The sequence below is a fragment of the Hufsiella arboris genome (genome assembly GCF_009834875.1).
Classification (GTDB): domain Bacteria; phylum Bacteroidota; class Bacteroidia; order Sphingobacteriales; family Sphingobacteriaceae; genus Hufsiella_A; species Hufsiella_A arboris.
Window position 1 is genome coordinate 722,545 of record NZ_WVHT01000001.1, and the last position, 12,223, is coordinate 734,767.

At 42.2% G+C, this 12,223-nt stretch carries 14 protein-coding genes; 8 read left to right on the forward strand and 6 right to left on the reverse strand.

Annotated features, from left to right (window positions below; translation table 11 throughout):
* Positions 1-216: 216 nt before the first annotated feature.
* Positions 217-1,074: a sigma-70 family RNA polymerase sigma factor gene (locus tag GS399_RS03135; protein WP_160843113.1), complete on the reverse strand. Its 858-nt coding sequence runs from the start codon at positions 1,072-1,074 to the stop codon at positions 217-219.
* A gap of 290 nt (positions 1,075-1,364) precedes the next feature.
* Between GS399_RS03135 and GS399_RS03140 the strand changes: the two genes are divergently transcribed.
* Complete coding sequence (locus GS399_RS03140) at positions 1,365-2,405, forward strand: class 1 fructose-bisphosphatase (RefSeq protein WP_160843114.1); 1,041 nt, start codon at positions 1,365-1,367, stop codon at positions 2,403-2,405.
* Complete coding sequence (gene pckA / locus GS399_RS03145; RefSeq protein ID WP_160843115.1) at positions 2,402-3,952, forward strand: phosphoenolpyruvate carboxykinase (ATP); 1,551 nt, start codon at positions 2,402-2,404, stop codon at positions 3,950-3,952. The genes GS399_RS03140 and pckA overlap by 4 nt, the downstream gene beginning before the upstream one ends.
* Positions 3,953-4,008: 56 nt before the next feature.
* Here the strand turns inward: pckA and GS399_RS03150 are convergent, their stop codons facing one another.
* Positions 4,009-4,491 (reverse strand): Lrp/AsnC family transcriptional regulator, encoded by a 483-nt coding sequence (locus GS399_RS03150; protein ID WP_160843116.1) that lies wholly within the window; start codon positions 4,489-4,491, stop codon positions 4,009-4,011.
* Between the two features lie 149 nt (positions 4,492-4,640).
* On the opposite strand from GS399_RS03150, the gene GS399_RS03155 reads away from it, so the two are divergent.
* A complete protein-coding gene (locus GS399_RS03155) occupies positions 4,641-5,090 on the forward strand; it encodes a hypothetical protein (RefSeq protein ID WP_160843117.1) in 450 nt (149 codons plus the stop codon).
* 103 nt (positions 5,091-5,193) lie between these two features.
* On the opposite strand, the gene GS399_RS03160 is transcribed toward GS399_RS03155, so the two are convergent.
* The 3 genes from GS399_RS03160 to GS399_RS03170 form a co-directional block, all read right to left on the reverse strand.
* The gene (locus tag GS399_RS03160; RefSeq protein ID WP_160843118.1) at positions 5,194-5,727 is read right to left on the reverse strand and encodes a hypothetical protein; all 534 of its coding nucleotides are present in this window, start codon (positions 5,725-5,727) and stop codon (positions 5,194-5,196) included.
* A 14-nt stretch (positions 5,728-5,741) separates the two neighbouring features.
* Positions 5,742-6,935: a hypothetical protein gene (locus GS399_RS03165; RefSeq protein WP_160843119.1), complete on the reverse strand. Its 1,194-nt coding sequence runs from the start codon at positions 6,933-6,935 to the stop codon at positions 5,742-5,744.
* A gap of 279 nt (positions 6,936-7,214) precedes the next feature.
* Positions 7,215-7,409, reverse strand: coding sequence for a helix-turn-helix domain-containing protein (locus GS399_RS03170; RefSeq protein ID WP_160843120.1), 195 nt, complete (start codon positions 7,407-7,409; stop codon positions 7,215-7,217).
* Positions 7,410-7,580: 171 nt separating this feature from the next.
* On the opposite strand from GS399_RS03170, the gene GS399_RS03175 reads away from it, so the two are divergent.
* From GS399_RS03175 to GS399_RS03195, 5 genes are all read left to right on the forward strand, one after another.
* Positions 7,581-7,868 carry a helix-turn-helix domain-containing protein gene (locus GS399_RS03175; protein ID WP_160843121.1) on the forward strand — a complete coding sequence of 96 codons (288 nt, stop codon included), beginning with the start codon at positions 7,581-7,583 and terminating at the stop codon, positions 7,866-7,868.
* A 249-nt stretch (positions 7,869-8,117) separates the two neighbouring features.
* The gene (locus GS399_RS03180) at positions 8,118-8,318 is read left to right on the forward strand and encodes a hypothetical protein (protein WP_160843122.1); all 201 of its coding nucleotides are present in this window, start codon (positions 8,118-8,120) and stop codon (positions 8,316-8,318) included.
* Positions 8,319-8,452: 134 nt separating this feature from the next.
* Positions 8,453-8,839, forward strand: coding sequence for a helix-turn-helix domain-containing protein (locus tag GS399_RS03185; protein WP_160843123.1), 387 nt, complete (start codon positions 8,453-8,455; stop codon positions 8,837-8,839).
* A 258-nt stretch (positions 8,840-9,097) separates the two neighbouring features.
* Entirely contained in the window at positions 9,098-10,588 is a 1,491-nt protein-coding gene (locus tag GS399_RS03190; protein WP_160843124.1) for a hypothetical protein, read from the forward strand.
* A 12-nt stretch (positions 10,589-10,600) separates the two neighbouring features.
* The gene (locus tag GS399_RS03195; RefSeq protein ID WP_160843125.1) at positions 10,601-11,497 is read left to right on the forward strand and encodes a DNA adenine methylase; all 897 of its coding nucleotides are present in this window, start codon (positions 10,601-10,603) and stop codon (positions 11,495-11,497) included.
* 392 nt (positions 11,498-11,889) lie between these two features.
* Here the strand turns inward: GS399_RS03195 and GS399_RS20925 are convergent, their stop codons facing one another.
* Positions 11,890-12,021: a hypothetical protein gene (locus GS399_RS20925; protein WP_255491532.1), complete on the reverse strand. Its 132-nt coding sequence runs from the start codon at positions 12,019-12,021 to the stop codon at positions 11,890-11,892.
* Positions 12,022-12,223 lie beyond the last annotated feature (202 nt).

The window sequence follows — 12,223 nt, forward strand, 5'->3', positions numbered from 1 at the left end:
GCTGAATGCATCTCCTTATGCGTTTGCTGAATCATTTCCATGGCATGAGTGCCTGAAACTAACCATTCAAAGCGTTGTGCGGCGTGCAATTACATAATGGAAGTTAATCGTTTCTTCTAATTCCGGAAATGACGATTTGTAGCCATTTTAGTTCATCAAACCAGATCCGGTATAAGTCAAAATTCTCCGGGCCTCCTGCTCATGCCAACCTGCGATCTAATAAAACAGTCCCTCCTTATCCGAGGTCATCCCCGCCATCCTGCTTAACGCGCTTTTTCTCAGCTGCCTGACCCGTTCAGTGGAAATTCCCAGGCATTCACCGATATCTTTCGGAGCGAGCGGTTCTTTGCCCGAAAGTCCGAAGTTCAGTTCGATGATGGTGTGCTCGCGCGTGGTAAGTTTCGCCAGCAGGCGATTGATCAGGTAACGGTCGGACTCGTCTGACAGCCGCTCAGATACGCCGCGTTCCTTGTCGCCAAGCTTGTCGAGCAAAGTGAAGTCGCCATCGGAATTTGCGAGAGGAGCATCATAGCTGAAAGTCTGTCCCGTATCATACAGGCCCTCGAACAGCCAGGATTCATCGACTTCCATAAATTCCGCCAGTTCGTTTTGCGAAGGCTGACGTTCTAGCCGCATCTCCAGCTGGTCAGAAGCTTGCCTGGTCTTGAACAAGAGGCTTTGCTTATTCACCGGGAGGCGGATCACTCTTTTCTGGTCGGCAAGTGCAGCCAGTATCGCCTGCCGGATCCACCATACGGCAACAGAAATAAATTTAAAGCCGCGGGTATCATCAAATTTATAGGCCGCGCGGATCAGTCCGATGTTCCCCTCATTGATAAGGTCGCTCAGCGGCATACCGAGGTTCTGGTATTTCTTAGCGATAGAGACCACGAAGCGCAGGTTTCCCCTGATCATATTATCTGCAGCGACTTTGTCGCCCTTTCTGATTTTGCGGGCCAGCTCAATCTCGTCCTCCTGCGACAAAAGAGGGATCCTGGAAATTTCATTCAGGTAACGGTCTGTAACATGCGTTTCCCGGTTGGTAATGCGCTGGGAGACCTGCAGGTTTCTCATAAAAAAAGAATTGGTTAGTCTCCAAAAGTGAGGATATGCCTGTCCTCATGCTACAAGTTGCATACAATCAGACAATTTTTCTTTTTAAAAGACGGTGGCCGACAATTTTTCTTTTTTATACCGGGAGAGTGGCTGTGAGCCGATAAAAATTCTTATCTCCCTCCAGTACCTTAATTAATATTTACACTAAGCGCCTGGAATTTTCTATACGGATTCAAAATATTTTTCATAAAAGCCATTTAGCATAAGCTAATACATAATATAGTTTAGCTGAATAAACCCAGCGCATTATGACACATATTGTCAGTTCTACACTAAGCCTTTCGGTTGCCGGCCCGTATTTAAAGAATGAACAGGCAGAACATGGCCCGGAAGAAAAGGAAATTCCTGTAATCGTGCAGGCCATTTGCACGGCGGCAAAAAACATCAGCGATACGCTGAGGCGGGGAGATTTTACCGGTGCAGGTCGCAATACGTGTAACAGTTCGGGAGAAATTCAGCATGCTTTGGATATATACGCCAACGAACAATTTATCGCCTCACTAACAAACTGCGGCGAATGTGCCGCCCTGGTATCGGAAGAGTGCGACGATATACTCGTGTTAAATCCCGGAGGCCAGTACCTTGCGGCAATCGACCCGCTCGATGGATCTTCCAATACCGGCGTCAACATGTCACTTGGGAGTATTTTCTCGATCTACCGGAATAATATCGGCGAAACACCGGTGCCGGGCAGTCTTTCCGATAGCACAGGGCAGCTTGCCGCGGGCTACATTTTATACGGCCCGGCGACCGTTCTGGTTTATACCACCGGCGATGGACTGAACGGCTTTACACTTGACCCGGCAAGCGGCAATTTTCTCTTGTCTCATCCTGGCATACATATACCTGCCAGTGGTTACTCGTACTCGGTTAACGAGGGCAATTACAGCTTATTTCCTTCCGGGGTAAAAGATTTTATTCGCCACTGCCGGCCGGGTAAGGCCGCCTGCTCCGCCCGATACAGCAGTCGCTATACCGGGACCATGGTGGCCGATATACACCGTATTTTATTTCATGGCGGCATCTTTATATATCCCGCTCTTTTGCCAGCCTTCCCGGAAGGCAAGCTTCGTTTACTTTATGAGTGCCGGCCTATGGCTTTCATCATCGAGCAGGCAGGTGGAAAAGCGTCCGACGGTTACCGGCGGCTAATGGATATTGAAGCATGCCGTCTTCACCAGCGTACTCCTGTTTTTATCGGCTCGCCGATACTCGTATCGCTGGCAGAAAGCCTCATAGCTGGTGCACATCCGCATTCAAAACAATCGCTAAGCAATTATAAACTATGAAGACGACAACAATAAGCCCGGGTGTTCTGCCTGGCTTTAACGAACCGCAAAAATGTTATTTCCAGCTGCCGCCTGCAGATCTTGTGAAATTGGCTTTACTAAAAAACGAAGGAACTACCAGCAGCTCCGGCGCACTCGTAATCAACACGGGAATATTTACCGGGCGCTCGCCGAAAGACCGTTACATCGTTCATGACGAACTAAGCTCCGGCCCGGTAAACTGGGGTGAGATTAATATTCCGTTCGAGGAGAATGCATTTGACCGGCTGCACCGGAAAATGACCGCCTATTTATCAGGGAAAGCATTTTTTGTACGAAATGCTTTTGCCGGCTACAACGAAGACAGCCGGATTTCGCTTCGCATCATTACCGAGCAGGCCAGCCAGGATCTCTTTGCCTATAACCTGTTCATAAGGCCGGAACAGTCGCAACATGTTGAGCCGGAATGGACGGTCATTGCCGCTCCGGGTTTCCGGGCCGATCCTGCCGTCGAGCAAACGCGGCAGCCTAACTTTTCGATCATCAGCTTCAGCCGGAAGACGATCCTGATCGGCGGCACCGCCTATACCGGCGAGATAAAGAAAGCCGTTTTTTCCGTGCTGAATTTTCTTCTTCCGCAAAAGGGAATCCTGCCGATGCATTGTGCGGCCAACCGCGGCAAGAATGGAGATGCCGCGATCTTCTTCGGACTATCCGGTACGGGGAAAACAACCCTATCCGCCGACCCGGCGCGTATGCTTATCGGCGACGACGAACACGGCTGGGACGATTCTTCAGTGTTTAATTTCGAAGGAGGATGCTATGCAAAAACGGTAAACCTTTGCAAAGAAAATGAGCCACAGATCTACCGGGCAATACGGCAAGGTTCCTTACTGGAAAATACGGCTTTTTTCCCGGGATCGGACAAAGTGAATTACCGTAACACCTGCAAAACCGAAAACACACGTGTTTCCTACCCGCTTGATTACATTGAAAACGCGCTGACACCTCCCGTTGGGCCTCCTCCGGAAAACATCTTTTTTCTTACTGCGGACGCATTCGGCGTACTTCCACCCGTTGCCAGGCTTACGCAGCAGCAGGCGATCTATTACTTTACCCTGGGTTATACCGCTAAGGTTGCCGGAACGGAGTTTGGAATAAACGAGCCCCAGGCAACATTCTCAGCATGCTTCGGCAAAGCATTCATGCCGCTGCATCCCTCGGTTTATGCAAGGTTATTGAATGATAAGATCGAAAAATATAAACCCAGCATCTGGCTGATAAATACCGGCTGGTGCGGCGGGGCGTATGGCACCGGTAGCCGGATCAAGCTGGAATACACCCGCGCGATATTGCAGGCAATATTTACCGGCGAACTGAAAAAAGCAAGATATGAGCAGCTGCCCGTTTTCAACCTGATGATACCGAAAAGCTGTCCGGGAATACCGGCAAGCCTGCTGAACCCGGCCGATACCTGGGCTGATAAAGATGCCTACTACCCGGCGGCGTTCAAACTGGCGGAGATGTTTACGAGGCAAATGGATGAGTTACTGGCAACAATCGCCTGAGGGAAAGTTTGCCATATACCATTTTTTCAGAGAACCAGCATTCATAAATAGTTCAATTAAACCGCGGCGCTTTCCCGATGCAGGGGAATCGCCGTTTCCATCTTCGATTCTTTCATCACGAAACTGCTCTCAACATGAGCAATGGCTCCCGAGCTGAATATTTTATCCATCAGGAACTGGTGATAAGCAGCAAGATCGCATGCCGCTACCTTTAAGATAAAATCATAGGTGCCCGATATATGGTAGCATTCCATCACTTCCTCGTAGGTTGTAATGGTCGACTCAAAGCACTGCATACCCTCTTTGGAATGATCTTTCAGCTGCACATTGGTAAAGGCGATAAGCTGGCGGTTCAGCTGTTTATTGTCGAGGATAGCCACATATCGTTTAATGACGCCATGCTGCTCCATCCGCTTGATACGCTCGTAAATGGCCGTGATCGACTTATGAACTTTAGCGCCAATTTCCTTGCTGGTTTGACGGGCATCCTGCTGAAGTAAAGTAAGTATCTTCAGATCAAGAGAATCTAATGATATCATAGGGGTTCAGAAATATAACTGGTTATTAGGGGTTTAAGTTAGCTATTTTCTCTGGAATTGTGAATGCATATGAAAGGTTCTCCGAAAAATTATGATCGAATCTCGCCCTGAATGTTTGCTAATTAATTTAGCATTTTTATATTTGCTTTATGACGAATCTTCTTACGCCGGCAGAAAAACTCAGGATAATATCGAAATTCATCGGCCAGAAAATCTGGGTAAGAAGTTTACAGGGTCATCTGCACAACAGGGAGCCGGAGCACCAGTTCGGCATCCTGATGGGCGTCAAGAGTAATGCCGTGCAAGTCGCAATAGGCAAGCAGCTTACCTGGATGCACCTGGATGAACTTCCTTACTATGAGCTGAAGCTTTTGCTTAAGCCCTTGTCTAAATTAACCCCTGAGATCATGAAAACCGCCAATGAGCTGCCGGTCACAGTTTTCATTACGCAATACTATACCAACCTTGGCTTTGACATGCCGGTATTTCTTGCGCCCGAACACCCCGGCAATTGTAAATATGTTCATGAGCTCGGATTAGCTGATTACCGTTCGGAGGATGAGATTATCGAAATGGAGACAAGTGTGGTATTGCGATAAATTTTAAAACCTGACACACCTTAACTTAACCTTACATAGCTGACGCGACGAATTAGATGGATGTCATTTATAACAAAATTGAAAAGAAATAGAGCTAAATTCGTTAAAGCAAGGTTCGAAGACTAAATATGAAGTCGCCGATAGACGGAACATATAAGCTATCGTGATTATTGGGGACGACTATATCATTCAATTTATAGGAATATGGATTTTCTATATGCATAAATCCTGGAGAATATTCGGCTACTAACATTTCGATGTCGTTTTTGATATCTGCGATTTCTTGATGCGTCAAGCTTCCGGGATCTACGAGAACCAGATTGTAACAATTAACAATCACGCTCAGCTGTAATAAAAAATAAGCAAATTTTTTTTTCTCGAATACTATGGACACCCTGTACGATGGTTCATTACCTATCAAAAGTGTATTTTCTATTAAAGAAATTCCAAAGAATTTGATCAACAACTGTCCTTTAAACCGTAGCCATGATTCTTGGTTAGATTCATGATATTGACAAACTTCCGTTAATTTTTTTAGTGATTTATTCCCCGGATATATTTCGAAATCATATTCCTGAATATCAGGGTAGTATTCACGAATTACATCAATTATTTGATCAATTATTTGTTGAGTCATTTATTCGTGAATTGTTATGGACAATCGTTGGGCCCTATATAGACAGCATTTACACCATCAGCTACAGTTAATGTATTCAAAGAGCCAACGGTTGCGGCATTTACGCCCAAATTTCTATTTATGTTTGTTTGTGCAAAGCTCATTAGGTCTTTTTTAATTTGAACTTGGGCGGCTATTCTGGTCATACTAGAATAGCCGCCTGCAGTAATCTTTTCTGCGACAACTTGCTCTGCATAATTCCAGGCATTTGTGATCAGCCTCCTTGGGTTATAAACATCCTGAGTGCCATTTTTAATCTTAAAGGGAAGACCAACCTCGAAAGAGAAGTTCACTTCATAATCGACAATTGTGCCTTTTTGAGTTCCACCGCCCAGTACTCCTACGAATATATACCGATAATTTGTCACATAAGCCGCCTGCCAATTGGAAGCGGTCGCTTTCAAATTAAAAGACGAAGCGCACAACAGGACGTTGGATGACAAGTTTGAGCTAATGTTCGACCTTGGATTTCCGCTACTGCCGCCTCCAGAGCTCGATCCACCGCCAGGCAAATCACCGCCGGCCGGAGGATCACAATCTGAAAAAAGCAGATCTTCTGTTACAAGGCCTGACGGATAGTAGGTAACCCAATACCAATCTCTACAAACGCTAACTGTATTTATATTGGAAGTTGACCATCCAACGGATGTTGCCACGGGTGCTGTAAACAAACCATTTCTAATGCATTCATTCAGAACATTTTTTCCTGCTAAATTATAATAAGCCAGATAGCCGTCTACTCCAGATATACTATCTACCACCTTATTACCTAACGAATGAATGTAAGCATTGGCAATTGCTAGGTCAACTTTTTTTGATTCAGTTATATCTTTACTTATAAAATTGTTAATATAAATAGTTCTAATGCCAGAACGATTTAATAATACGATACGTTTGTGCTCAACACCGATAAAGGGTGACCGCAAAGAACCTGATACGTTTATGACGACCAGATATGAAAATTTATCTATATCTATTTGTCTAGACTGGCTCTTGTCGATGTGCAATGAAATGTCTGACTTCGATATGCTAGAATCGATAAAACTTATATCTTTTTGATTTATCTGCTTACTTGCAACGTATTTATTGAAGCTCTTTTCCTTTTTGCAATAAAACTGAGATGTTAAAATAACACTTAGTATAAAAAAAGCTAAATAATTTCTTTTCATATCTGTTTTAAGAATTTAAAATTGTCACTTTAACTAAATGAGTGGGTTGTTTTTATTTCTAATTTTCGGAATAAAACTTTCTCGAAATGAAATTCAAATGCAAACAGACATATTTCGCCACATAATTGTAAAAAGATCTTAGTTATTACTTTTTTTTGCCCAAAATTGAATTGTAATTTCAATTAATTCATCTCAATTTTTGAACGTTTTCTTTGAAAAATCCTATAGAATTATACAAAATTCAAACAGAGGCGGAAAATTGCAACAATTTGTTATGTTCTATTTCAAAATATACCTGTTAAGCAGCTTAGAAAAGTGAATGCGATGTCCGACTGTTCTAAGCTTTCCAATCATCCTTTTTGCCGTCCCCGGGCTGCAACCAAACACCTCCGCCAATTGCGACGGCGATTGCGCCCGTCCTTTGCGTACAAGATCGAGCAGGTAATCCAGTTTTCTTCCGGTTTGGTAACTCATGGAGTTAGATAAGGCGGCTAAATTACGTTGCATCGTCTAATCACACTAAAACCTGTGTTGGTAATTTACAACCACAGGTTTTGGTAAACGTCCCTATACTATCCCGAATTTTAGCCCGGTCATGATAGCCAAATGACTTGATGAAATCCTGAACTATCAACCTGAATTCACATGTATCTGTTAAAAAAACTGATCATCGCCGTAGTCAGAATTGACACGACACTCTGCCAGATCCACAATTTGCTGATTGTATACCAGCAACAGCAATTATCACACTTGCCGGTCGGGGACGTGTGGTACGACAAACAGGATGTCATGCAAAAGCTGCACATCAGCGAAAGCACGTTGCTTCGGCTACGCAGGCAAGGCAAGCTGCCTTATTTTCGCATAAAGGGTAAGATCTATTATCGCCCTGCAGACTTAGACGAATTGCTGGACAAAGGAGCTTCGATTGTATAATTTATCATCTCACTTTTATTGGGCCTGAAAGGGGTCTGAAAGGGGTCTTGCTCGCCCCTTACTGGGCGTTTGTTTGGCGGAAACACTGTTCGAGCCGAAGCAGAAGCGAAGGAGAACCAAAGAAGAACCAAAGAACCGCCGAAGAAAATGTGTACTGTCTCGTCCTGAAAAACTATATGTTTAGTCGGAATTTATTTCTTGCTTTATTAAAAAGCCTTCCGCATTTTAGTGATCTTGTAATCAGTTGAATTGAAGAAAGTTATTCCTATCAGGTTTGATGGTTATATGCAGTCCGCGATGCTCTGCCGCATTGACAAAGCCGCGGCCGACCGAACTTCCCGGCTTTTAAAACCAAAACAAAAGATCGCCTCCGAATGCCAGCGCATAACTAGTGAAGCGACCAGCGACTATAAGCCTTTGTACTGCAGGATGCTGAGTGTAAGCGGGTGAGCATTCATAAGCCGGACTTTGAATTCGTTCATTCAAAATTGGCCGGGCAAACGCCGGTATCCTACTCAAAGCATAAGTATTTTACTTATCTTCATCACTGTTTTACTCGCCGCTAAATCGCATATATTTGAACTATGGAAACAACAGCTAAACCTCATATCGGAAGAAAGATCAGTCGCATCCGTGAACTGCGCGGGATGAAACAGGATTACCTGGCAACGGAGCTTGGCGTAAGTCAGCAGACGGTGTCGAGGATTGAGGCAAGTGAGACGGTTGAGGAGGATATGCTGAAGAAGATTGCAGATGTGTTGGGGGTTTCCGCTGAAGCTATCCATAATTTCAGTGAAGAAGTTTTGATTTTTCATATCCAAAATATGCACGATCAGTCGACTGCCTATCAATACAACTATCAATGTGAGTTTAATCCAATTAGTAAAGTTGTTGAGCTTTATGAGCGGCTGGTGCAGGCGGAAAAGGATAAAGTGGGGTATTTGGAGAAGTTGCTAGAAGATAGAAAATAAATCGTTTGCGAAAATAAATTAATCAATGGAGTTTTTATACATCAGGTGGGAATTCCCTTATTTATATCGCTAGGAGTGAATACAAATTTTTCAATAACACACAAGCAATAGAGTATATAGTACAATAAAGCAACCAATCCTGAAATCGTTCAGCATTTAGACGAAAGCGAATCATATAAATTATATTAAGTATTTTCTAAGCTATTCCGGTAATAATAGTCCATATTTCATTACCGATTAAAACCTTACCAATATCCTATGTCGAAAACCACTCAAATAGATGTCAAGGATTTAAAACTTGATTTAAAAAATTTTAGAACCATCCCGCAAAAGGATGAAACTGATGCAGTTAATGCAATGATTATGATAAGCCCCGATCGTTTTTGGGCACTGATGTTGAGTTTAATTGAAGATGGGTATATACCGACCGAAAATATAATTGCAATCAAATCTGCCACTGAACAGAAGGAGATTACTGTCAAAGAAGGAAACAGGCGCATAGCCGGTTTAAAACTAATTCATGGGTATCTTAATGCGGGTTCATTTAATTTGCCAACTAATATTGCAACTAAAATTTCTACAATTTCTCAAGAATGGAAAAATGAAAATTCTCAAGTTCCATGTACAGTTTATGAAGAAACGGATAGTGGAAAGGTCGATAAAATTATCAATCTAACACACGGTAAAGGTGATAAAGCGAGTCGCGATAAATGGACTTCGGTTGCAACAGCCCGTCATAATCGTAATATGAACAAGGCTTCAGAACCTGGTCTTGACTTACTCGAAAAATATTTTTTAAGCGGTAAAAATATAACCTCTGATCAGAAAGATACATGGTCAGGTGATTACCCAATAACTGTTCTGGATGAAGCATTGAAAAAAATAGCGCCTCGTGTTGAGGAAGCAAATGCGGTTGATGTTGCTAAAAAATATCCTGCTGTCAAATACAGGGACGCAGTAGAGAAGATACTTTCCAATATTGGTGTAGGCAATATTGGCTTTAAAGATGTAAGAAATACAGTTGAAGACTTTTGTGAGAAGTATGGATTGCCGTCATTACCACCAACGGCAGCTACTAATACAGCTGGCACTTCTTCTGGGACATCGTCTTCCAATAACACTATAAATAACAGTAATACTGCTAATACTAATCAAAACACAGCAACAGGTACAAGAAGTTCTAATACAAATTCCAACAGTCAATCATCTTCAAATCAAACAAATGGTGGACAAACGGGAATCACTACATCTAACACAAATTCGACCACCAATAATTCAGCCGGAAAAGCTTACGCAATAAATGACCCCAAAGGCGTTACCAAATTATTGAAAGGCTTTAGTCCTTCCGGTCTTAACAGACAAAAAGTGGTTACATTAAAAAACGAAGCGCTTAACCTCAAGCTTGATAAAAACCCAATAGCTTTCTGTTTTTTATTACGGTCTATGTTTGAAATATCTGTAAAAGCTTATTTTACAGATCAAAGCTTTCCGACCACAAAGACAAATGGCAAGGATAAAACGCTAAAAGAAATGCTAAACGAGGCTAAAACCCATTTAACCAACAACGGACAAAACAGTACTCTGATTAAGGAACTGCATGGCGCAATAACGGAATTAAACAAGTCAGAGGGGATTTTATCTGTAACCTCGATGAATCAATTGGTTCATAACTCCACATTTTCAGTAACCGAATCGGATATTTGTACTTTATTCGTACAGGTATTTCCATTATTAAAAGCTTTAAATTAATCTGAATAATAAATGGGGCAAAGTAGAACTCCCTTAAGATATCCCGGCGGAAAACAAAAGTTATCACCGTTTATTTTCGAGCTTTTAAAAGAAAATGATCTGGTTGGCGGCCATTATGTTGAGCCATACGCTGGCGGAGCAGGAGCAGCTATGGATTTACTGTTGAGCGGAAAAGTTGATAGTGTTCATTTAAATGACTCAAGTTTTGCCGTTTATGCTTTTTGGCGTTCAATTCTTAATAGAACAGAAGAATTTTGTAGGCAGATAAGGTCTGCATCTTTAACTGTAGAAGAATGGCAAAAGCACAAATATATAATCAAAAACCACAATGAATTTGATGAATTTGAGGTTGGTTTTAGTACTTTTTATCTTAATCGATGTAATAGATCCGGGGTTTTAACAGCGGGGCTTATTGGTGGAAATGACCAAAGTGGTAAATGGAAAATGGATGCGCGGTTTTCAAGAAATGATTTGATTAAACGAGTTGAGGCAATCGCTATTAACGCTACGTCCATTTCATTAAGTAACCTCGATACTGAAGTTTATTTGAGAGATTACGGAAATCAAATGCCTGCTAATACACTTATATATTTCGACCCTCCCTACTATGAAAAAGCAAGTGGACTTTATTTGGATTTTTATAAGAAACAGGATCATTCAAGGTTATCGGACGTCATCCAGCAACGAGTAAATCAAAAATGGGTGTTGTCTTATGATGGAGCGGAAGAAATTATATCACTTTATAATCAACGAAGACTTTTCCTTTATGATTTGCAATACAATGCTTCAACTGTTTATAAGGGTAAAGAAGTATTTATATTCTGCGATGATTTGCGGTTACCAGCATCATCGTGTTTATCATATATTGACAGAGGATTACGGAATATTGAAATTGAAATGCCAGTTTAGAAATAAAATTATTTACCAATGATTAACCATGAAATGGCTTCGCGATTAATTTCAACGGCATTCTTATCAAAAACAAAATTTTCTCCATCGTTAATGCGAGCTTGCAGCTCGTATTTTTTCATCACAGATTAATCAGAAGCTGGCTCTGCTAAAACTTCACAACTGCCAACAAACGCGGAGATTCTTCCTCTTCTCTCACATAGCCTTCTGCACGTCAGAGTGACAATAGGGTAGTAAGGCAGTGCGCAATGGAGTTACGTAAAAAAGCAAAAATCTGACATCCTCGCAAGACGCTAGGACGGAAGGAGATTTAGCTGGCACATGGAACTTCCTTACTAACGACAGTGAAACACCGGTCACAGCGAAATTCTTTCCTTCAGGGCTTATTTAAATTAATCTCCTTTCTTGTGCTTATGAGGCTTTAGTGACGGTGTATTTCCGGGACTTTCTTTGTTATCGTGTTGACGTTTGTCTGGTTTTCCCGTTGATTTAGCAATTCTTTTTGGACCTGGTTTAATTCCCATAATTTCTCCTTTTTACGTTATCTTTTGATTACTATAAATTTAAAAATTTTTCGAGCAAACTTATAAACGCAAAGATTCTTCTTTTTCGCGCATAGCCTTCACGCGTCAGATTGACAATGAATAGTAAGGCAGTGCGTATCGACTGGTGCTGATGCCGGTAATTGAACCTGTAAATTTATAACAGGATTATTAAAAAATGTGT

Coding starts and splice junctions, on each gene's coding strand:
- GS399_RS03185 (WP_160843123.1), top strand. CDS start 8,453: ATGGAAACAACAGCTAAACCTCATATCGGAAGAAAGATCAGTCGCATC.
- pckA (WP_160843115.1), top strand. CDS start 2,402: ATGAAGACGACAACAATAAGCCCGGGTGTTCTGCCTGGCTTTAACGAA.
- GS399_RS03165 (WP_160843119.1), bottom strand. CDS start 6,935: ATGAAAAGAAATTATTTAGCTTTTTTTATACTAAGTGTTATTTTAACA.
- GS399_RS03170 (WP_160843120.1), bottom strand. CDS start 7,409: ATGAGTTACCAAACCGGAAGAAAACTGGATTACCTGCTCGATCTTGTA.
- GS399_RS03140 (WP_160843114.1), top strand. CDS start 1,365: ATGACACATATTGTCAGTTCTACACTAAGCCTTTCGGTTGCCGGCCCG.
- GS399_RS03155 (WP_160843117.1), top strand. CDS start 4,641: ATGACGAATCTTCTTACGCCGGCAGAAAAACTCAGGATAATATCGAAA.
- GS399_RS20925 (WP_255491532.1), bottom strand. CDS start 12,021: ATGGGAATTAAACCAGGTCCAAAAAGAATTGCTAAATCAACGGGAAAA.
- GS399_RS03175 (WP_160843121.1), top strand. CDS start 7,581: ATGTATCTGTTAAAAAAACTGATCATCGCCGTAGTCAGAATTGACACG.
- GS399_RS03135 (WP_160843113.1), bottom strand. CDS start 1,074: ATGAGAAACCTGCAGGTCTCCCAGCGCATTACCAACCGGGAAACGCAT.
- GS399_RS03190 (WP_160843124.1), top strand. CDS start 9,098: ATGTCGAAAACCACTCAAATAGATGTCAAGGATTTAAAACTTGATTTA.
- GS399_RS03160 (WP_160843118.1), bottom strand. CDS start 5,727: ATGACTCAACAAATAATTGATCAAATAATTGATGTAATTCGTGAATAC.
- GS399_RS03195 (WP_160843125.1), top strand. CDS start 10,601: ATGGGGCAAAGTAGAACTCCCTTAAGATATCCCGGCGGAAAACAAAAG.
- GS399_RS03150 (WP_160843116.1), bottom strand. CDS start 4,491: ATGATATCATTAGATTCTCTTGATCTGAAGATACTTACTTTACTTCAG.